This window comes from Algoriphagus halophilus, from assembly GCF_041729275.1.
GTDB classification, from domain to species: domain Bacteria; phylum Bacteroidota; class Bacteroidia; order Cytophagales; family Cyclobacteriaceae; genus Algoriphagus; species Algoriphagus halophilus_A.
In genome coordinates, this window is the sequence record NZ_CP146486.1 from 3,026,424 (window position 1) to 3,048,805 (window position 22,382).

Sequence of the window (22,382 nt, forward strand, 5' to 3'; positions counted from 1 at the left end):
CATTAAAATGGAAGCATATATAGTAAACGGATATAGATCGGCAGTTGGTAAAGCTAAAAAAGGAGGATTTAGGTTTTATAGACCGGATGACCTAGCAGCTGATGTAATCACTCATTTGATTGCTAATACTCCTGGTTTGGAAGTTAAGCACATAGATGATTTGATTGTTGGAAATGCAGTACCCGAGGCAGAACAAGGCATGCAAATGGGTAGAATGATTTCTTTGCTTGCACTTGGAATCGATAACCCTGGATTTATCATCAACAGGTATTGTGGCTCCGGATTGGAAGCGATTGCTTTAGCTGTAGGAAAGGTGAAAGCAGGAATGGCTGATTGCATCATTGCTGGAGGAACTGAAAGTATGTCCTTAGTACCGATGATGGGCTACAAAACGGTTTTGAATTATAAAATTGCCACTGAGCATCCATCCTATTACATCAGTATGGGACTGACGGCAGAGGAATTGGCAAAAGAATATGACATTACTAGAGAAGAGGCAGATGCCTTTTCAGTTCGTTCCCATGAGAGAGCCTTGGCCGCTATTGCCGAAGGGAAATTCAAAGATGAAATCGTCCCTGTAGAAGTAGAAGAAACTTATTTGGACGAAAAAGGGAAAAAGAAAACCAGAAAATTTGTGGTAGATACAGATGAGGGTCCTAGACCTGGTACTACTATGGAAGTTTTGTCTGGTTTGAAGCCTGCCTTTAAAAATGGAGGCCAGGTTACTGCAGGTAATTCTTCCCAAACTTCTGACGGAGCTTCTTTTGTTGTGGTGATGTCTGAGAAGTTTATGAAGTCTCTCAACTTGGAGCCTGTAGCAAGATTAATGTCTTACAGTGTTGCTGGGGTGGATCCAAGAATTATGGGAATTGGTCCAAAAGAGGCTGTTCCGAAAGCCCTGAAGCAAGCAGGACTTAGTCTTCAGAATATTGATTTAGTAGAATTGAATGAGGCATTCGCTGCTCAAGGTTTGGCAGTTATTAAGTCATTGGACCTAGATCCCGATATTGTCAATGTCAATGGCGGTGCAGTGGCACTAGGGCACCCATTAGGTTGTACCGGAGCAAAACTATCGGTGCAGATTTTTAACGAACTAAGAAGACAAAATAAAAAGTATGGCCTCGTAACTGCGTGTGTTGGTGGTGGTCAAGGAGTCGCAGGTGTGTATGAATTATTGAAATAATTCAAGCTTCAAAAACGAAAAAGAAAAAATTTAATAGCATTCCAAATGGCAACTTTAGCAAAATCTATCAAAGGAGGAGAATTCCTGGTTCGGGAAACCTCAGCACAAGAAATTTTTATTCCTGAGGAATATACGGAAGAACAAAAAATGATGGCTCAGGCTTGTCAGGACTTTATTGACACCGAAATCATTCCAAAAATTGAGGAGATTGATAGTATGAAAAATCCTGATCTAGTTCCCTCCATTTTCAAAAAAGCGGGAGAATTAGGCTTGTTGGGGATCTCTGTACCTGAAGAATATGGAGGAATGGGGATGAATTTCGTCACCTCCATGCTGATTGCAGACATTATTGGATCAGCAGGGTCATTCTCTACTACTTATGGAGCGCATACCGGAATTGGAACCCTTCCGATCTTGTACTATGGATCAGAAGAGCAAAAGCAAAAGTATCTTCCCAAACTAGCGACCGGTGAGTGGGCAGCTTGTTATTGCTTAACGGAGCCAGATGCAGGCTCAGATGCGAATAGTGGAAAAACCAAAGCAGAATTGACTCCGGATGGAAAGCATTATTTGATCAATGGACAAAAAATGTGGATTTCCAATGCAGGTTTTGCTGACCTATTTATAGTTTTTGCCAAAATAGAAGATGATAAGAATCTGACTGCTTTTATTGTTGAAAAAACATTTGGTGGGATTACCATGAATGAGGAGGAGAAAAAGATGGGAATCAAAGGCTCTTCTACCCGTCAGGTATTCTTTAATGATTGTAAAGTTCCAGTAGAAAACATGTTATCGGAGCGACAAAATGGATTTAAGATCGCAGTGAATATCTTAAATATTGGAAGAATAAAATTAGGCTCTGGGATTTTAGGAGGTGTAAGAGCTGTCACTACGAATGCGATCAAGTATTCCACTGAACGAAAACAATTCGGTGTAAGTATCAACACCTTTGGAGCGATTAAATCCAAGTTAGCAGAAATGGCCATTAGAACTTACGTTTCAGAATCGCTTTGCTATAGAGCTGGCCAAGATATAGAGGAGCAGATTAATTCTTTCGTGGCGGAAGGAATGGAGGAAAGCCAAGCCAAATTAAAAGGAGTCGAAGCATTTGCCATGGAATGCGCTATCGCTAAAATACATGGGTCTGAAGTGTTGGATTATGTAGTGGATCAAGGAGTCCAAGTATATGGAGGAATGGGTTATTCTGCAGAGGCACCAATGGAAAGAGCTTATCGGGATGCCCGCATCGCCCGTATTTATGAGGGGACGAATGAAATCAACAGGATGTTGATGATCGGAATGCTTTTGAAAAGAGCCATGAAAGGAGAAATCAACTTATTTGAGCCTGCGATGGCAGTTTCAGCGGAACTGACCTCAGTTCCTTCTTTCGAAACCATTGACACATCCGAGTTATTTGCCTCAGAAAAAGAAGTGCTGAAGAAATTGAAAAAAGTATTCTTGATGGTCGGAGGAAAAGCGGCGATGGCATTGCAAGATAAAATTGAAGAGGAGCAGGAAATCATGATGAATCTGGCCGATGTAATGATCGAGATTTATGCTGCAGAATCTGCTATTCTTCGAAGTGAGAAACTAGTGAGTATTCAAGGTGAAGAAACCACTGCAATGCAAATAGCCATGAGTCAAGTATATTTGGCTGAAGCTGTAGATAAAATAAATGCAGCAGCAAAGGAAGCCATCGCAAGTTTTACCAAAGGAGATGAACAAAAAGTGATGCTTATGGGACTGAAAAGATTCACAAAAGCGGATTTAGTCAATACCAAGGAACTTAGAAGACAAATTGCCGATTATATGATTGAGCAAGGAAAATACCCATTTTAACTAAACAGGGATTAATTGGTGAAACCTCTGGTACTTTGTGCCAGAGGTTTTTTTATTTCTAAAACCAGACAGAAAAACAATATTTTTTTCTGTATTTAACAAAAACTCCCAAATTAGTATCGATGAAAAAATTAAGTACCCTTTTTTCCGTTTTAATAATTCTTGCTACCCTATCCTGTACTTCAACTAATGAAGAGGAGTTTGGTGCAACTATTAGTCAAGACGTTGATCAAATTAAAGCCGGAAAAGTTCTTTTTGATCAGAATTGCTCAACTTGTCATAATTTTAACGAGAATGCAATAGGCCCTAACCTAAGTGGTCTTACTCGTCAGGTAGAAACAGATTGGATCAAAAGATTTATCAAAAACCCATCTGAGTTTTTTAAAGCTAAAGATGAAAGAGCAGAAAGGCTTTTGGCCATCTATAAAAATGAAATGCCTGCATTTCCAAACTTTTCTGAAGCTGATCTAAATTCTATTCTAAGCTATCTCCACACGTTTGAAACCCTTCCCATTGAAATATTGGGAGATACTACCTCAAATTTAATTCCGGAGAAAATTCAGGATTCAGGAATTAGGTTTGAATTAGAATTTTTGCCCAACTTCCAGCTTCAGATACCGTTCCAGCTTTGGCTAAAATGACTAAAATGGAGCCTATCCCTGGTACAAATCGCCTGATGATCAATGACCAGAGGATTGGAATCTATGAGTTAGTTGATCAAAAACCACAACTATATATCGATCTATTAAAGCAAAGACCTGATATGGTGAGTAAACCAGGTTGGGCAACGGGATTAGGCAGTTTCACCTTTCATCCTGAGTTTTTGGAGAATGGGCTGTTTTATACAGCTCATACTGAGCCAGGTGGAACACAACCTTCAGATTTTGGCTACACTGATAGTTTGAATGTTTTTATGCAATGGGTTCTGACCGAATGGAAAGCAGATTCTCCAAATTCAAAAACTTTTCAAGGAACCAGTCGGGAAATTCTGAGAATTGACAATGCTTCTCAAGCTCATGGAATGCAGGAGCTCACATTTAATCCAAATTCTGAAAAAGGAGATGAAGATTTTGGCTTGCTATATATAGGTTATGGAGATGGAGGTACAGTGGAAAAACGATTTGCCTATATCTCAGATCATGGAGGAACCGGAGTCTACAGCAGTATTTTAAGAATTGACCCTGCGGGGAATAATAGTGCTAATGGAAAATATGGGATCCCAAGCATTAACCCATTCTCAGGTATTCAAGGAAAAGCAGGTGAAGTTTTGGCATATGGGTTCAGGAATCCAAACAGAGTATTTTGGGATGAATCAGATAAATTATTTGCAACGGATATTGGGCAGCATAGCATTGAAGAAATCAATCTGATTGAGCCGGGCAAATTTTATGGTTGGCCTATCCGAGAAGGAAGATTTATGATTAATCCTTTTGGAAGCTTCCGTACTCTTTACCCTTTGCCAAAGGATGATGATAAAAAGGGGGTAACTTATCCTCTTATTCAGTTGGAGCATGATGAAGCTGTAGCGGTAATTGGAGGCTATTTTCTTTCAGAAGGGAAACTTAAAGGGAATTTTGTATTTGGAGATATTCCAACTGGAAGATTGTTTTTTGCTGATTTAGATCAAAATCCTGAGGTAAAAAGTATGAAAGTGGTTTTTGAAGGGAATGAAACGACTATGGAAGAAATAGTTGGCGGTCGAGTAGATTTGAAATTTGGTATCGATGCCGAAAAACAGGTTTATATCATGAGTAAGAATCAAGGAAAAATCTATAAAATCGTGAATACTTTATGATAAAATCATTAAAGAGCCTTCTTTCCATATCTATTGGGTTCGCTATCCTGCTTAGTTCTTGCACAAAGCAAGAAGAAACCTCAGATTTTATTGTTAATGAAGGGGCAGTAGCCAGATTGGACTCTACTTTACAAGCCTATGTAAATTCAGGAAATGTAGCAGGTATTTCTGCACTGATTTACGGAAAGGATCAGGAGGTGTACTTTAATGCATTTGGTTTTGCCAATAAAGAGAAGAATATCCCGATGGACAGAAATACTATTGTCCAGATTTATTCCATGACAAAACCGATTACTGGTACTTCTTTAATGACATTATATGAAGAAGGGAAATTCCATTTGGATGATCCTCTTGAAAAATATGCACCTGAATTTGCCAATATGAAAGTTTACCAAGGGGTAGATGAAAATGGGAAAATGATTTTGGTAGATGCAGAGAGACCGGTGACTATCCGTGATATTACAAGACATACAGCTGGCTTTCCAAACCGTGATAATATCCCTGGTTTGAGTGATGTTATGAAGGAAAAAGATGCCAGAAGTTATGAAAATACACTCACTGTAATGGCTGAGAAAATTGGAAGCACTCCCTATGGTTTCAACCAGGTACCCAATGGGAATATGGTCAATCTGTAGACGTACAGGCATTTTTGGTAGAACGAATTTCAGGAATTCCTTACGATGAGTATGTTCAGAAGCATGTGTTGGGTCCTTTAAAAATGAATGATACACGATACGTGGTTAGAGAAAAAGATTTCGATAGATTTTCTGCTGCTTACCAGCGAACAGGAGAAGGACAGTTGACCCAGATGCCTGACTCTGCAGCCCATGCTTTTAACCTCAAAAAATGGCCTTTGACTCCAGGTGGATTTGGATTGACCTCTACATTGGATGACTATATGACCTTTGCGAGAATGTTTGTTAATGAAGGCACACTAAATGGAACTAAAATACTGAAACCAGAAACTGTAAAATTGATGGCTACCAACCATCTTCCGGATTCCGTTACAGAAAGATCTTGGCTTCCAAGCAAAGGAAGAGTAGGCTTTGGAATTGACTTTGCGGTAAGGACAGATCCTCCGGCTTCCGCAGAGGAAATGAATGGTGTGGTTGGAGAGTTTTTTTGGGATGGAGCGGCAAGTACTTTATTTTGGGTAGATCCTGTTAATGAATTGACTGCTGTCATGTTTGTCCAGTTATTCCCTTATGATGGAATAAGCCTTCATAAAAATTTTAGAGATGCAGTTTACGGGAAAATTGATATGAACCCTACTCCATAGTACTAAATCGAATGATCATGAAGAAATTTTTTAAGAGAATTGGCACTTGGATTAAAGGGAAACTTAACCTCATCAAACCAGGTATTTTTGCCATTAAAGGTGCAGCTATCGGGCTATTAATTCTGACGTTGATCGTCTTCCAGATTGAAGTAATCGGAATGTCCATCAATTTTAAGGATTCTTGGTTATTGGTTTTTGGGCTGTTGATCTTGATTGCAGTGACCCTGGTTTCTTACCTCTCAGTGAAACTCATCAAATTAATTTTTTCAATCCCCCACTTTATAAACGAATATTGATTGCAAGTTTAATTCTCTTAACTCTTGTCCGATTTGGAGATGAGCGATATATAATTTTTATGATCTTGGTTTTTTCACTTTTTGGAGCAGGGATAGCCATGTTTTGGAAAGGGCATTTTAAAAAACTAAGTACTCCAAAGAAAGTTGTTTCGATTTTAGGCTTTGGAATTGGTGTCGCAGGAATTGGGTTTTTGATCTATTTTGGAAGTATACGTGGATTAGAAATCGATGAACAGATCAATGCCGCCAAACTTACCGAAGCTAAGGTTTCACAGATTGAAGCACCTTCCCCTTCAGTAGATGGAAATTTCCAGGTTACCACTTTTACCTATGGCTCAGGAAAGGATCTTCGCAGAGAAGAATTTGCCGAAGGAGTTACTTATCTGACTGAATCCGTTGATGGAAGAGCCTTTATTGACAACTGGGCCAAATTCAGTGGCTGGTGGCGAGAAAAGTATTGGGGGTTTGATGAAAAGGAATTACCTCTTAATGCAAGAGTTTGGATGCCCGAAGGAACTGGACCTTTTCCATTGGTTCTGGTGGTTCATGGGAATCATCCTATGCAGGATTTTTCAGATCCGGGATACGACTATCTTGGAGAGTTTTTGGCCTCCAAAGGAATGATTTTGGCTTCTGTCGATGAGAACTTTATCAATGGATCTTGGACAGACCTATTTGGCCGATTAGAAAAAGAAAATGATGCAAGGGGTTGGTTGCTTCTTGAACATTTGCGCGTTTGGGATGAGTGGAATAATATGGAAGCCCATCCTCTTTATGGAAAAGTGGATATGGATAAAATTGCGCTCATGGGTCATTCCCGAGGGGGCGAGGCAGTTGGTCATGCTGCCATGCTGAATGCACTGGAGTATTATCCTGATGATGCCTCTATCAAATTAGGGTATCATTTTAATATCAAAGGTGTTGTTGCCATAGCGCCGGTAGATGGACAATATAAGCCTGGAGGCTCAGGGACGAAATTTGAAAATGTAAATTATCTCAGTCTTCATGGAGCGCAAGATGCTGATGTGACCTCTTTTGCGGGAGCGATGCAATATGAGAGAATCAAATTCACGGATAGTGCTTACCATTTCAAATCTTTGATTTATATCTCCGGGGCAAATCATGGGCAATTCAATACTTCATGGGGAGATAACGACATATTGGCGACTTTCAAGGGTGTTCTCAATAGGGAACAATTGATGCCAGCTTCCGAGCAAAGGGAAATAGCCAAAGTTTACATTGGGGCTTTCTTGGAGGCAAGCCTGAACCAAAGAGACGAATATCTTCCCTTGTTTTTGGATCCAAGAAAAGGAAAAGATTGGCTTCCTGAGTCTATTTACTTAAGTCAATTTGAAGATTCCAATACACGTGTTTGGGCAAATTTTGATGAAGACTTTGAACTGACGACCATTACTTCAGGAGGTAAAGCAGAGGCTGAACATTTAAGCGTATGGCGGGAAGGGGAGATAAATATGGAGTATGGCAAAAAGGGAAGCCGAGCCGTTTATTTAGGATGGAATTACGAAAAACTAAATGAGGGAATCGATACACTATGGGAAGACGGTGCAAAACCTTCCATCCCAGATTCGGTTTTGGCAAGCTATACCATCAAACTGGATTCCATAAGTTTTAGGCCGGACTCAACTTCCATGCTGACTTTTTCTTTAGCAGAATCAACAGAAAGTTCAAGTCCAAAAAGTGGAGGAAAATGGAAAAATGACAATGATTCCGATGAAAAAGAGGAAGTTGATGTAGAACAAGAAAATGAGGTAGAGGTAGAAGAAAATGATGAGAATAAGGAAGAGGATAAAAAGGACAAGGACCAGGAAAAAACGCCTGATCCCCCTCTAGATATTAAAATAATTCTTGTCGATGAATCAGGAGAACAAATCGAATTTTTATTGTCAGAATTCTCCCATTTGCAGAGGCAGATTAAATCGAGGTTTTAAAAATTGACTTTTTGGATAAAAAAGACCATTCTGAAAATATTTTTCAAACTTTTACTTATGATTTGGAGCAATTAAGAATTGGTAACCCTAATTTTTCTCCGCAATTATTAACGAAAATTAAATTTCAGTTTGATCAAAATGAAAGTGGAGTAGTGATTTTGGATCAACTGGGAATTACAAAAAAAATAAATTTATAAAAGCCCTTTTTGAACCTATAATTTTTTCATAAACAGCTCTTTCATCCTAATTAAATGCCGTAAGAAGTATTTTAGGTGGATATATCGTACCTATTTTGTCATATTGACAAATTATATCCTGAAACAATTACCCAAAAACAATTGATTTATGAGCCATTTGGTAAGTAAAATTTATAAAGGCCAGATATTCATGGTCTTCCTATTATGTCTGGGTTTGATTTCCTGTAAAGAAACGGAACCAGCAGATGACCCTACTATCAAACCTGAGGAAAATCGCTTTACTAAAGTGGTTTTGACGGAGGGAATGGATGAACCTATGGAAATGACTTTTCTTCCTGGAAAGAGGGTGTTGATTGTAGAAAGAAAAGGGGGAGTCAAAATACTTGATGAGAATACCGGCGAAATGACATTGGTAGCTACCATTCCCGTAAATACGAAATACACGAATAAAGAAGGGGCTGTACGAGAGGCAGAAGAAGGTTTGATGGGCGTAATCGCACATCCGGATTTTGAAAAAAACCATTGGATTTATCTTTATTATGCGGATCCTGTGGATACGCAGCACGTCTTGGCCCGTTATGAATTGGATGGTAATACTCTGAAAGAAGAGACTAAAAAAGTTCTTTTGGTTGTTCCCACCCAACGCGAAGAATGTTGTCATACTGGTGGAGGGATGGTCTTTGATCAAGAAGGTAATTTATACCTAACCGTGGGTAATAATACTGTAAACCCAAGAACAGGTTCTTCTAATCTGGATGAAAGACCAGGTCATGAAAATTCAGATGATCAAAGAGCTCCAGGAAATACCAACGATCTAAGAGGAAAAATTTTAAGAATCCATCCAGAAGATGATGGCACGTATACTATTCCGGAAGGAAATTTATTTCCAGTAGGGACAGAGAAAACAAGACCAGAGATCTACACCATGGGACACAGGAATCCTTGGAGGCCTACTTTGGACAGTGAAACGGGATACCTTTATTGGGGTGAAGTAGGCCCGGATGCTTCAGTGGATTCCATTTGGGGACCTAAAGGGTATGATGAATTTAACCAAGCCAAAGGTCCTGGATTTTTCGGTTGGCCTTACTTTATTGCAAATAATAGACCTTACAATAGACATGATCTGGCAACCGATACCTATGGAGCCCCTTTTGATGTCAACAACCCTGTCAATGAGTCTGTAAATAATACGGGTTTAAGAGAGCTACCCACTCCTGTAGTACCTGCATTTATTTATTACCCTTATGGAGTGTCTGAGGAATTCCCAATGCTAGGTAGTTCGGGGAGAAGTGCGACAGGTGGACCGGTCTTTAGAAAGAATGACTTTTCAAAAAATGCTCCCTTTGTTTTTCCAGCTTATTACGAGGGTAAATGGTTAATAGTAGACTTTATGAGAGGTTGGATTATGGCAGTCACCATGGATGAAAATGGTGATTATCAATCCATGGAGCGTTTTCTTCCAAGCGATAACTTCAGTTCCGCGATAGATATGGATTTTGGTCCAGATGGAGCTTTATATGTTTTGGAGTACGGAAGCGCTTGGTTTAGGGGAAATTCCAATTCTAAATTGGTCAAAATTGAATACAATGCAGGAAATAGAAAGCCTAATGTAAGTGCCTCTGCAGATGTGTTGGCTGGAGCTGTTCCATTTACCTCTAACTTTTCATCAGAAGGAACTAGTGATTACGATGATTACGATCAAGGGAAGCTTGACTATTCTTGGTCTATATCATCAGATAGCGGCACTAAAGAAGTGCTTCAAGGAGAAAATACTTCATATACCTTTGAAACCCCAGGAGTATATAAAGTCCAACTTACGGTGACAGATACCAAGGGAGAGTCAAATGTAGCAAACTTGGAGCTGATAGCCGGAAATGATCGTCCAGCAGTTAGTATTGATTTTAATGGGAAAAACAGAACCTTCTATTTTGGAGAGAATACTTTGGATTACCAAGTAAGTGTTTCAGATAAAGAAGATGGTTCTACTTCAGATGGATCTATTAAATCTGAGGAAGTGGCCATCACATTTGATTATTTACCAGTTGGATTTGACCCAATAGAAATGGCATCCAATCAAAGTGGTGCAGAGTCTATGGCAGTTTTGAATATTGGAAGAAATTTGATTGAAGCCAGTGATTGTAAATCTTGTCATCAATACGACACTACTTCAATTGGGCCAAGCTATACTGCAGTGGCCCTAAAATATCCGAATACTCCTGCTAATGTAGATATGCTGGTAAGTAAGATTATTAATGGCGGAAGTGGGGTATGGGGAGATCATGCCATGAGTGCTCACCCACAACTTTCTGAAGCTGATGCCAAGAGAATGGTGGAATATATATTCAGTTTGAATGAAGTGAACTCGACTGTTACTTCTCTTCCTTTGGAAGGAAAATTGAAACCAGAAATTCCAGCTGATGAAGATGGCCAAGGTGGATTTTTATTGAGAGCTTTTTATACAGACAAAGGAGCTGGCAATATTACTTCCTTAACCGGAGAGGATTATGTGGCCCTAAGAAACCCTTTCTTGGATCCACAACTTTCTGAGATGCGAAAAGGAGTTCAATTACTGACAACACCAAGTATCAATTTCTTTATGGTAGGTGACCAATCCTACCTAGGATTCAAGGACATTGATTTGACAGAAGTAAAGGAAATTGTTCTTTACCTTGGAATTAGTAGCAGAAACGGAGCCAAAGGAGCATCAGTGGAGGTGAGAGTTGACTCCCTACCGGAACGGTTATTGGTCAAACTGAAAAAGTTACGGAAGCACCAAATGGAGGTTTCAGACCTCCAGCAGGAGTATCACGTCTGGAATGGAGAAGACAAAATTCTGCGAAACCTTCTGCGAAATTATCTGAGATAAGCGGGAAGCACGATATTTATTTTATATTCAAAAACGCAGATGCGAAATCTGAGGAAATCTTAGCTGCGATAAATGAAATAGAATTCAAAAAATAACTTTGAATTGTTTGAATCATTCCCTTTTTCAGTAAAAGTTTTTTGACACTGAAAGCTTTGGGAAATGATACAAACCCGAATAATAGCCCCAGACCGAAAGGTCTGGGGCTTTTTCTTCAATAGGATTTAATTTTCTTTGATTTTGGTGGTATCTGGTTTGGTTTCTTTGGGAGCAGATAAAAATCCTTTTAGTAGTTTTTTAGCTTCGTCTACTGCTTTGTCTTTGGTGACATTTGCCTGCTTTTCCAATTCTTTTTTGACACTATCCTGAACTACTTCTGCCTTTAGCTTCATTTCTTTCTTGATGCTGTCCTGAGCAGCATTGAATTGCTCAGTGGCTTTCGTTTGCAATGCTTGAGCTTCCCCACTTACTCTAGCTTTTAATGCATCTGTCAATAAACTTTCTATACTATTTCCTCCTGCCAAAGCTATTTTTGGAGAATTGTATGTACCTGAAAGATTCAAAGCGATAGGGATTTTGGTGTTTTCATCCACCGCAGATCCCGAAATGGTAGCCAAAATGGAATTGGCTTGCGCACCAAATTTTCCGGCCGGAACCTGCATATTGACCAAGTAATTAATGGATCCATCAAAGCCAGCTGATCCTTGTACATTGGCTTCATAATCCCAAAGTTTAACATCAAATGGCTTCACATCCATTACCCCATTATCTATGGAAATGGGGATGGAAATATTACGCAATTGTACCGTATTGACATCTTTCAGACTAGTCAAGCTGGTGATGCCTTCCAAAATTTTACTGTCTTTAAGGGCTGTTTCCGCAATTTTTAACAAGCCAGATCCATCCAAACTTGACAAAAGAGGCATCATATCTTGGCCCAGGTTTCCAGAGAAGCTAAGGGTTGAATTGAATTTTCCGGTCAGGTTTTGTGCAATAGGAGCAAAAGCCTTGACTGTATTAAATGATTTAAATGCCTCTGCTATACTTAATTCCACGATATTCAAATCAAAATTAAATTTTGGTACTGTAATATCTCTAGGGTCATAAGTCCCACTTAATGCAATGCTTCCACCCAAGGTGTTCATGGAGGCATCACTGAACTTCAACACTCCATCTTTCAAGGTCATGCTCCCCTTCATATCTCGCAGACTCATGTTGTCATAAATGACTTCATTCGCTGCAACGCTCATGCTGAAATCAATAGTTGTTGGAAGCTCAATGACTGTCATTTCGGTGTTTGAAGTGTCAGGGCTATTATCCTCTGTCATCCATTCGTTCACATTGAACCGAGTGCTTTTGATCGACAATTGACCTTTTAAAGTACCATTCTCACCTAGCAGATATTCCATGTAGTTGGACAATGATCCGGTCGCTTGAACAGGGCTTTCTCCTAATTTAGAGTCAAATTCCGTTAGCTTAATACTTGCAGGACTGAACTCTGCGATTGCTTTGGATATTTCTACACCTTGAGGAACCTCAGATGAGCTGTACTTAAATCCTGATACTTCCATTCTACCTTTGGTGTCCAACTGCTGATATTTCCCTGCTTCCAAGGCAGCATAGGATCCCTGAGTTAAAATATCTGCTTGAATTCGTCCTTCTAAATTCATGTCCTCCATAGGAAAAATAGCCATGATTTTTTTCAGGTCCACTCCCCCTTTGATTGCTCCATCCCAATTCAACTTCTCAAAATCAGTGATTTTCATTTCTCCTTGGATTTGCTCTTCTTCCAGTTCAAAACCAAACTGACTTAGGTTAACCAAGAAATCATTCATGTTGCCACTGTTGTTTTGAATCAAGGCATTCACATTGATATTTTCTATTGGGGCAGGATATTCGGTGCTTTTTGCATAGCCATTGGCCAATACTAGTTTTGCATCAATTGCTGGAATCACTCCGGCGATAGAATCATACCTACCTTTTGCAGTGGCATTGATCGCAAGGTTTCCTTTCAGCGACATTCCATCAATTGGAAAAATGGAAGTCATTTCTTCTAGGTTCAAATTTCCTTTGATTGCTGCGTCCATTGTATAGGTAATCAGATCTTGCAAAAAGAATTTACCTGAAAGCGGATTGCTACTGAAATCTAAATTGAAAGTAGGGATAGCAACAGAGGTATTGTCCAAATGATCTGTTTCGTTTAATACTCGAAGGTCCAGATGAACATTTTTGACTGGTCTAGGAAGGTCGGGGTATTGAAACATCCCGTCTGCGACCTTCAAGCTGATATCGAAAGCGGGGAATTTAGTATCATTATAAACTCCTTTGACAAAACCCGAGAAATCCATGGTCCCAGATGTTTCCAGACTGGAAAAGCTATCTGAATAGATACCTGGAACCAAGGAAAGGATGCTTTTAAATTCATTGTTTTTTCCAGAGAAAGCCAGATCCAATTCAATATCATCGGCAGGTATAGCCAAGTACCCTGTTAGCCCAAACAAAAAATCATTTAGTTGAAAATCACCTTCTCCTAGGGTAAATCTCATATTACCCATATCAATATTGAGCAAGGTCTCTCCAGAAAAAGTCTTATTGGAAAGGTAACTGGTCCCTTCATAATTTATTTCTGCTATTAAGGCCTCCAGTTCTATAGGCAATTCATATACTTCTGATGTAAATTCTCCATTTCCTATAGCATTTATATCTCCTAAGGCCATAAAATAACTGAGGGAACGATCGTCATAGACCAAGTTAAGATGATTGATTTCAATTTGGTCTACTCCTATTCTTAGGCTGCTTTCTTCAGTCGAGGTAGTTTCTTCAGATGGATAGGTAATATCATAATTGGCAGTTCCATCTTCCAATACTTTTATATAAATACTTCCTCCATTTAAATGCACTCCTGTTAAGGTGGGGTAGTCATCAAATAATACCGACTTTAAATTAAAATCAATTTGAAGTTCATCTAACCTAGCCAGGGTGTCATTTTCAAAAGGAGCATTTCCTACGATTCCAAAATCTTTGACATTGGCAGAAACGTTAGGGAAGTTTCTGAAAATGCTAAGACTAATATTATCCAGATCATAAAGCACCTTGGCATTCACAGATTGGGCAATTTCTTGGTCAATTCGGGCAGCTATTTTATCCTTGAAAATGAAGGGAATAGCGATGGCCGAAGCGATCAGGAATAAAAATATAGCAGATAGTATTATTAGAGTCTTTTTCATAATCGTTGAAATTGGGCAATTGAGCTGTATAGATCTTTTTACACAGGATGGAATTGCAATGCTAAATACGGAGAAGTAAACCGTAAAGGCTTAATTTAAAGCAAGATTTAAGCCGATCAGCAAGAAAAATTTTTGACTTGGAAATAAGAAAGGCCATGATTTTTTCTGAATCATGACCTTGGATAGAATGTAGCGTATAAGTTAAGATCCCGGAAAGGAAATCCCTTTCACTCTTCTATATAAATTGACAGCATATTTATCTGTCATTCCAGATATGAAATCAACCAAAGATCTCAATAATGGATATGGATTCACTTCCGCTCCCCAACCTTTCAATGGAAAGTCTTCAGGTAGCAGTCGTAAGATACTTTTGTCCTGACCTGAGAATCTTTCAGGAAGATAGAATTGGTGATATAATGCTTGGGAGAATACAGAAAGTAATCCTTCCAGTACCTGAAACCCGGCTGCTTCTTTTTCAAGTACTACCTTAGAGCGATAAATTTTGTCTACAGAGACCTTGGAGATTTGTTGAAGTGCTTTGGCAGAAGGGATGATGTCAGTCAATGCTTTGTCAAAGTTTCCCTTGCACATGCTCTCCTCATACTGTGCAAAAACTTCTACAGTTTCACGGATTAACTCTCCGATTGCCAATGCCCTTAAGGCACCTAAGTTTTGGGAATTGGTCCGATTTTTCAATTTTTTCGGATCAAATTTATCTTTTAAAATAGGAGCTAACAGCTTGACAGTATCTTCAAAACTGACCAGCCCTAAAGTACATCCATCTTCCAAATCAATAATGCTGTAGCATATGTCATCAGCCGCTTCTACCAAAAATGCCAAGGGATGGCGTAACCAACATTCCAGGCTGGATTTCTCCATTCCCAAAAAGTTTCCCATTTGCTCAAAATCCACCAGTTGATTGATAAAAAACCATATTTCTTCTGACTTCTTCTTGCGATATCACGATGTGGAATAAAGCTAGGTCTAGGATATTTGGTAAATGCAGCAAGTGTAGCATAAGTGAGTTTGAGTCCATTGGATTTTGAAACTAACATTCTGAATCCCTGTGCATTACCTTCAAAGTTGCAAAGGTCTGCCCATTGTTCACTTCTTACATGTGATTCCCAACATTTTCCGGTATCATGAAATTTAAAAAATCAGAAATGGCTTCTTCTCCTGCATGTCCAAAAGGTGGATTTCCAATATCATGAGTCAAGGCAGCTGCAGCTACTATCGCTCCTACTTCATATGCCGAAATCCCTGTTTTTTGCAGATTAGGGTACTTTTCTAATAAAAATTCCCCAGCAGATTTACCTAATGACCTTCCTACGCTTGATACTTCTAGACTATGCGTTAAACGTGTGTGGACAAATGCCTGTTCGGGTAAAGGAAAGACCTGTGTCTTATCCTGTAGGTTTCGAAAAGGAGCAGAAAATATGATCCTATCATAATCAACTTCGAATTCGCTTCTTGTTATTTGAGTTGGAATAAAACCGGGCTCATCTCCAAATCTGCCCCTGGCCAATAACTTTTCCCATTTCATCATCCCCAAAAATAACAAGCTACTTTTACATTCCGTTTAAAAATCTAAAATTGTAAATTGGCATGGACATTGAATCTTGTCCGGTCAAACTAACCCAACAATTTACAGATGAAAAATCTATTTAATTATTTGATGTTGCTTGGAGTAATGCTTTTTGCTGTTGCATGCTCCAATGATGATGAAACTCCAAATGGAGGAAACGCCAGAATAAATTTTTACTTGGTAGATGCTCCTGGAGATTTCGACGAAGTTTGGATTGAAGTGCTTGCAATCAGGGTTAAAGCAGATGATGATTCCATGGATGATGATTCCCAAGGCAATGATGATGATGACGGGAATGAATCTGATTGGATAGAAATTCCTTACGATGAAGCTAGCCCATACGTGAATTTGATGGACCTTACAGGAGAAAATTCCTTGTTTATTGGTTCGGAAGATTTTCCTGAAGGTGAGATTGATCAATTGCGATTGGTGCTCGGAGATGATAATTATGTAGTCAAAGATGGAGTACGTTCTGATTTGAAGACTCCAAGTGCTCAGCAAAGTGGATTGAAAATTAAGGTAGATGAAGATATCCAAGGAGGAATGAGCTACAATCTAGTGATTGACTTTGACGTTGCTAAATCTATCGTAGTGGCAGGAAACTCAGGAAACATCAATTTGAAACCTGTGTTAAGAGCCTACATGGAAGAAGCAGCTTCTGGCGTAATGGGTCAAGTATTCCCGGCAGAAGCTCAACCTGTGGCAGTGAATGCCCAAAAAGGTGATGATGAGTACAATACATTTGTCGATGACAACGGTAACTTCAAAATGCTTGGAATGGATGATGGAGTTTATACCATCACATTTACTCCAAATGATGGATACCAAATACTGGTAGTAGAGAATGTAGTAGTAGAGGAAGGCGTAGTGTTGACGCTCGATCCGATAACACTTCTACCAATAGAAGAATAAACATTGAAAGCCGGTTTAGACCGGCTTTTTTTATGATTTTTTGATCAGTCTTTCAAAGCCTATATTTTGACTACTTTTAGGCTAAATTTGTAAAGTGAAAAGCAGCGTTTTTAATTTCTTATTTGTCCTGATAATTCTATTCTTTTGGGGATGTAGCGAATTTGATTCGAACCCCAAAGGTTTGCTGAACCTTATTCTGATAGACGCACCGGCCCAATGGGATTCTGTTTTTGTGGAGGTTCAAGGGGTAGATGTAGAGTTGATCAGATCCGGAAGAGAAGATGGAATGATTGAAACCTTTTTTCTTCCTTACGCTCCTGGAGATAAAAAAATTGAAGTGAGTTCCTTGGTAGGTGGCGAAGCCCTTTTATTAGGTAGGGATGAATTACCTAATGGAAAGGTATTGGGTTTGACCATGAGATTGGGAGATGAATATTTTCTCTATTTAGATGAAAAAAGGTATTCCATGAGTTTGGCAGAATCTGCCTCCAATGAAGTTCCCATTGAAATAGAATTGGATATTGAGCAAGGGTTTTCATATGATATCGTATTGGATTTTGATCTTGAAAAATCTATAAAAGTCATAGGTGAAGCACCATTGTCTTTGGAATTGAACCCTATCATAAAAGCCTATAAAGGAGCAGGAACAGGAGAAATTACTGGGGTAGTTAGCCCAACTTCTTTGCAGCCGGCCGTTTATGCAATTATAGATGGGGATTCAATCAGTACACATACCAACAGTTCTGGAACCTATAATTTTAGACTTCCTGAGGGAACCTATTCACTTTACTTTGACCCTAAAAATGAGTCTTTTGCAGATACTCTAATTCACAATGTGGAAGTAGTGGCAAGAGAAACAAATTCCTTGGATTTAGTAACCCTAAAACTGAAGCCTTAGTATGAACGATGAACTCTACATGCAAAGAGCTTTGGAGCTTGCTGAATTAGGGAGAGGGAATGTAAGTCCAAACCCCGTGGTGGGATGTGTGATTGTGCAAGAGGATTTTATTATTGGGGAAGGATACCATCGGAAATATGGGGAGGCCCATGCCGAGGTTAATGCAGTAAAAGATGTCAAGGACCCCAAGTTAATAGAGGGCGCAACTGCCTATGTGACATTGGAGCCCTGCTCCCATTATGGGAAAACTCCTCCTTGTGCCAATTTATTAGTGGAAATGAAAGTGCGAAGAGTTGTCATTGCTGCCGTAGATTCCAATCCTTTGGTTGGAGGAAAAGGGATAACTATTCTAAAGGAAGCGGGTATTGAAGTGGTAACCGGAGTTTTAGAAAAAGAAGCTCGATGGCAAAACCGCAGATTTTTTACTCAGATAGAAAAGAAACGCCCTTATGTAATACTTAAGTGGGCCCAAACCGCTGACGGTTTCGTTGCCAGGAAAGATTTTTCCTCAAAATGGATCAGTAATTTTTCAAGTCGTCAATTGGTTCATAAATGGAGAGCTGAGGAGGATGCAATTATGGTTGGGAAAAACACGGCCAAGTATGACAACCCAGCCCTAAATGTAAGGGATTGGGTAGGTAAAAATCCATTGAGAATCGTCATAGATAGTAGGATGGAGTTGCCAAAGGACTTAAAGCTATATGATCAAGCGGTCCCTACGATTTGTTATAACACACAAAAATCAGAGGTTCATGGTAATCTAGAGTTTGTGAAACTAAAGTCTGGATTTTCTGTTCAGGATATACTTCAAGATTTGCATCAAAAGAAAATACAAAGTCTGATTGTCGAGGGCGGAAGTTTTCTTTTGAATAAATTTCTGGAATCTGAACTTTGGGACGAAGCTCGTGTGTTTACCAGCCAAAATAAATTTGAGGAAGGAATTGTTGCTCCAACCATACAAAAGCCTGCCTCCGAACTAATTTCAGTTTTAGAAGATCGTCTAGCAATACATTATCATGTCTGAAAATCTATATATCCCAGAAGCTGCTACCAAGGCAGAGAAATACGAAGCAGTAATTCCGCAAATTGAAGCATTGATAAGCGGTGAACCAGACTTATATGCCAATTTAGCCAATATTTCTGCTGCCTTGAAAGAGGCTTTCGGGTTTTTTGGGTTGGCTTTTATTTGGTGAAGGAAACGCAATTGGTATTGGGTCCATTCCAGGGTCCTATTGCTTGTACTCGAATTTCCATAGGAAAAGGGGTTTGTGGTACAGCTTGGCAAGAAGCCAAAACGCAACTTGTTCCGGATGTAGATGCTTTTCCAGGCCATATCGCATGTAGCTCTGCCTCAAGATCAGAAATTGTAGTTCCCGTATTTAAAGATAAACAGGTTGCAATGATCTTGGATGTGGATTCTGATCAACTGGATGATTTTGATCAAATCGATCAAGAGTACCTTGAAAAGTTAATGGAATCTTTAGGAAAGACTTTATAATCCATTTGGTCCGGTCTTTTGATCAAGGATTATTTAGGTTAGGTTTTTGGCAAAAGAACGGATGATCTCAATCGTTTCTTCCTTTCTTTCAATCATTCCTACATGCCCTGTGGCTGGAAGTTCAACATAGTCGGTGACAGCATTTTGATGTTTTCTACTCGCTTCAATAGGTACTGCTGTATCCAATTCACCAGCAATCATCATTTTAGGACCTTGGAAATTTGCCAAAACTTCCATGCGGTCTTTTCGATCTCTCATCGCCTTGGTAAGGGCGATTAATCCCTCTAGCGAACAATTTTTTCCTTGTTCGATGGCTTTTTGGATGTCTGAATTTAATTCCTCTCTTCTAGTTTCCGGGAAAAGTGGTGGGACAAAGGAAGTAACAAAGGTATCTACTCCATATTTCTGAAGGAAAATCACGGTGCGGTCTCGCATTTCTTTTTTTCCTGACTGTCTGAAAATGCAGTAGAATTAAAAAGGCCTATGGCTTTTAACTTTTGCCCCATTAACTCAGTGAGTGCCAAGGTAACGTAGCCACCCAATGAATGTCCTATTACTATAGGGTTTAAAATGCCTTCTTCCTCCATCCAATTCTCCAATAAAACAGCGATCTCTTCCATTGTCAGAATAGATTGCTCAAGTTTGGAATTTCCTATCCCAGGAAGGTTTGGGCAAATAATTCTAAAATCCTCGGATAAAGAATTGGCAAAATCCTTCCACATTTCTGCTATTTCACAAAAACCATGGATTAGGACAATAGGCTGACCCTGTCCTTCTTCAAAAAATTCAATACCAGACATATTTGTGATTTTTAGAGGGATTTGACCACTTCTGCCATACTTCTCACAGCATCTGCAATTCCTTCAGGATCAAAACCACACTCTTTCTGTAATTCAATTTGCTCACCATGTTCGATGACCTCATCTGGAATCCCCAAACGTTTTATTTGTGAATGATAGCCATGGTCCATCATCCATTCAAGCACTGCCGATCCGAAACCACCCATAAGGCAACCATCTTCCACGGTGATGACCTTCTTGAATTTGCCAAACACCTCATGGAGTAATTCTCCATCCAAAGGCTTCACAAATCGCATGTCATAGTGCGCAGGATTAAGGCCTTCTTTTTGTAGGGTTTCACAGGCTTCAACAGCGTAGTTTCCAATATGGCCCAAAGTTAAAATGGCTACTTCCTCTCCTTCTTTAATGATTCTTCCCTGACCTGCAGGAATTTGCCTCAATGCAGTTTTCCATTCCGGCATAACGCCTTTACCTCTAGGATATCGGATGGAATATGGACCATTATGCAAGGAACCCGAATACATCATATTTCGGAGCTCTTCCTCATTCATTGGTGCAGAAACCACAAGATTTGGAATGCATCTGAAATAGGCAATGTCATAGGCACCGTGGTGAGTAGGGCCATCGGCTCCAGCAAAACCAGCTCGATCCAGACAGAGAACTACTGGAAGATTTTGAAGACATACATCATGGACCACTTGATCATAAGCACGCTGCATGAATGTAGAATAGATATTACAAAATGGTACTAACCCTTGTGTCGCAAGACCAGCCGAAAATGTAACAGCATGCTGCTCGGCAATACCCACATCAAATGCTCGGTCAGGCATGGCTTTCATCATGATATTCATGGATGATCCCGATGGCATGGCTGGTGTTACACCCATGATTCTATCATCCATTTCTGCTAATTCCACTAAAGTGTTTCCAAAAACATCTTGATACTTTGGTGCTTGAGGAACTGAAGGAGTTTTCTTAAAAATTTCTCCTGTTACTTTATCGAACGTACCTGGCGCATGCCAAGTCGTCTTGTTTCCATTTTCGGCAGGTGCATATCCTTTTCCTTTGACTGTGACACAGTGCAAAATTTTGGGACCTGGAATATCTTTTAAATCCTTGAGTATTTCCGCCAAATGATTTACATCATGTCCATCTACGGGACCAAAGTATCTCAAATTCAAGGATTCAAATAAGTTACTTTGATGAAGTACTGCGGATTTGATGGCTCCTTCAACTTTTGAGATTACTTCTTGAGCACTTGAACCGAATTTGCTGAATTTTCCCAACAGCTTCCATACTTCATCTTTTACTTTATTGTAAGTGTGAGAAGTAGTAATATCTGTGAGGTAGTCCTTGAGTGCTCCTACATTAGGATCAATGGACATGCAGTTATCATTCAAAATGATCAGGACATTGGAATCACTGACTCCTGCATGGTTCATGGCTTCAAATGCCATTCCCCCAGTCATAGATCCATCGCCAATGACAGCGACATGTTGCTTGTGAACTCCTTTGTATTTGGAGCCTACAGCCATTCCTAAAGCAGCAGAAATGGATGTGCTGGAATGACCTACACCAAATGTGTCGTATTCGCTTTCTTTTCTTTTTGGGAAACCAGAAATACCTCCGTACACACGATTGGTATGAAATTGATCTCTTCTACCAGTTAGGATTTTATGCCCATAAGCTTGATGGCCTACATCCCAAACCAGTTGATCTTCAGGAGTATTTAAAATGTAATGAAGAGCCACAGTTAGCTCTACTACACCTAAACTTGCACCAAAATGTCCCCCATACACGGAAACGTTGTCCACTATAAATTGACGCAATTCATCGCATATCTGAACGAGTTTTTCCTTCGGAAACTTCTTCAGGTCAGCGGGGCTGTTGATTTGCGCTAATAATTCTCCTGGTTGAATCAACATGATCTAATTTCTGGTGTCAAAAAGAAATAACTCTCCTTTTAAGTATTTGTTCTAAAATCGGTTAGGATTTCTTTTTGCCTACCTTTTTTCATTCTTTGGCCTAAGTCCAATTAATTTACGCTTAATTGAATATCTT

General features: G+C 39.5%; 16 protein-coding genes and 3 pseudogenes. 14 read left to right on the forward strand and 5 right to left on the reverse strand.

The window, feature by feature from the left end:
* The first annotated feature begins 7 nt into the window (after positions 1–7).
* From V8V91_RS16195 to V8V91_RS16240, 10 genes and pseudogenes are all read left to right on the forward strand, one after another.
* Positions 8–1,183 carry an acetyl-CoA C-acyltransferase gene (locus V8V91_RS16195; RefSeq protein ID WP_373396211.1) on the forward strand — a complete coding sequence of 392 codons (1,176 nt, stop codon included), beginning with the start codon at positions 8–10 and terminating at the stop codon, positions 1,181–1,183.
* Between the two features lie 45 nt (positions 1,184–1,228).
* Entirely contained in the window at positions 1,229–3,022 is a 1,794-nt protein-coding gene (locus V8V91_RS16200) for an acyl-CoA dehydrogenase family protein (RefSeq protein ID WP_373396213.1), read from the forward strand.
* A gap of 122 nt (positions 3,023–3,144) precedes the next feature.
* Positions 3,145–3,663, forward strand: coding sequence for a cytochrome c (locus V8V91_RS16205; RefSeq protein WP_373396214.1), 519 nt, complete (start codon positions 3,145–3,147; stop codon positions 3,661–3,663).
* A 5-nt stretch (positions 3,664–3,668) separates the two neighbouring features.
* Positions 3,669–4,817: a sorbosone dehydrogenase family protein gene (locus V8V91_RS16210; RefSeq protein ID WP_373396216.1), complete on the forward strand. Its 1,149-nt coding sequence runs from the start codon at positions 3,669–3,671 to the stop codon at positions 4,815–4,817.
* A complete protein-coding gene (locus V8V91_RS16215; RefSeq protein WP_373396217.1) occupies positions 4,814–5,452 on the forward strand; it encodes a serine hydrolase domain-containing protein in 639 nt (212 codons plus the stop codon). Before V8V91_RS16210 ends, V8V91_RS16215 begins: the two co-directional genes overlap by 4 nt.
* A gap of 8 nt (positions 5,453–5,460) precedes the next feature.
* Positions 5,461–6,096: pseudogene (locus V8V91_RS16220) on the forward strand (serine hydrolase domain-containing protein); the annotation flags it as partial.
* Between the two features lie 17 nt (positions 6,097–6,113).
* Complete coding sequence (locus V8V91_RS16225) at positions 6,114–6,392, forward strand: hypothetical protein (protein ID WP_373396218.1); 279 nt, start codon at positions 6,114–6,116, stop codon at positions 6,390–6,392.
* The gene (locus tag V8V91_RS16230) at positions 6,389–8,341 is read left to right on the forward strand and encodes an alpha/beta hydrolase family protein (protein ID WP_373396220.1); all 1,953 of its coding nucleotides are present in this window, start codon (positions 6,389–6,391) and stop codon (positions 8,339–8,341) included. The genes V8V91_RS16225 and V8V91_RS16230 overlap by 4 nt, the downstream gene beginning before the upstream one ends.
* Positions 8,342–8,352: 11 nt before the next feature.
* The gene (locus tag V8V91_RS16235) at positions 8,353–8,538 is read left to right on the forward strand and encodes a hypothetical protein (protein ID WP_373396222.1); all 186 of its coding nucleotides are present in this window, start codon (positions 8,353–8,355) and stop codon (positions 8,536–8,538) included.
* Positions 8,539–8,686: 148 nt separating this feature from the next.
* Complete coding sequence (locus V8V91_RS16240) at positions 8,687–11,404, forward strand: PQQ-dependent sugar dehydrogenase (protein ID WP_373396224.1); 2,718 nt, start codon at positions 8,687–8,689, stop codon at positions 11,402–11,404.
* 221 nt (positions 11,405–11,625) lie between these two features.
* Here V8V91_RS16240 and V8V91_RS16245 read toward each other — a convergent pair whose 3' ends face one another.
* Complete coding sequence (locus V8V91_RS16245; RefSeq protein ID WP_373396226.1) at positions 11,626–14,628, reverse strand: AsmA-like C-terminal region-containing protein; 3,003 nt, start codon at positions 14,626–14,628, stop codon at positions 11,626–11,628.
* Positions 14,629–14,829: 201 nt separating this feature from the next.
* Positions 14,830–16,171, reverse strand: a pseudogene (gene dgt, locus V8V91_RS16250) (dGTP triphosphohydrolase).
* Between the two features lie 108 nt (positions 16,172–16,279).
* Here dgt and V8V91_RS16255 point away from each other — a divergent pair.
* From V8V91_RS16255 to V8V91_RS16270, 4 genes and pseudogenes are all read left to right on the forward strand, one after another.
* A complete protein-coding gene (locus V8V91_RS16255; protein ID WP_373396228.1) occupies positions 16,280–17,125 on the forward strand; it encodes a DUF4382 domain-containing protein in 846 nt (281 codons plus the stop codon).
* Positions 17,126–17,306: 181 nt separating this feature from the next.
* Complete coding sequence (locus tag V8V91_RS16260; protein ID WP_373396230.1) at positions 17,307–18,023, forward strand: DUF4382 domain-containing protein; 717 nt, start codon at positions 17,307–17,309, stop codon at positions 18,021–18,023.
* A gap of 1 nt (position 18,024) precedes the next feature.
* Positions 18,025–19,047 (forward strand): bifunctional diaminohydroxyphosphoribosylaminopyrimidine deaminase/5-amino-6-(5-phosphoribosylamino)uracil reductase RibD, encoded by a 1,023-nt coding sequence (gene ribD, locus V8V91_RS16265; protein WP_373396233.1) that lies wholly within the window; start codon positions 18,025–18,027, stop codon positions 19,045–19,047.
* Positions 19,040–19,521 (forward strand): annotated as a pseudogene (locus V8V91_RS16270) (GAF domain-containing protein). Before ribD ends, V8V91_RS16270 begins: the two are co-directional and overlap by 8 nt.
* A 33-nt stretch (positions 19,522–19,554) precedes the next feature.
* Here the strand turns inward: V8V91_RS16270 and V8V91_RS16275 are convergent.
* From V8V91_RS16275 to dxs, 3 genes are read right to left on the reverse strand one after another with little or no spacing between them, the layout of a single operon-like run.
* A complete protein-coding gene (locus tag V8V91_RS16275; protein ID WP_373396235.1) occupies positions 19,555–19,956 on the reverse strand; it encodes an alpha/beta fold hydrolase in 402 nt (133 codons plus the stop codon).
* On the reverse strand, positions 19,938–20,321 hold the full coding sequence (locus V8V91_RS16280) for an alpha/beta fold hydrolase (RefSeq protein WP_373396237.1): 384 nt from the start codon (positions 20,319–20,321) through the stop codon (positions 19,938–19,940). The genes V8V91_RS16275 and V8V91_RS16280 overlap by 19 nt, the downstream gene beginning before the upstream one ends.
* 11 nt (positions 20,322–20,332) lie before the next feature.
* Positions 20,333–22,246 (reverse strand): 1-deoxy-D-xylulose-5-phosphate synthase, encoded by a 1,914-nt coding sequence (gene dxs / locus V8V91_RS16285; RefSeq protein ID WP_373396240.1) that lies wholly within the window; start codon positions 22,244–22,246, stop codon positions 20,333–20,335.
* Positions 22,247–22,382: the final 136 nt, after the last annotated feature.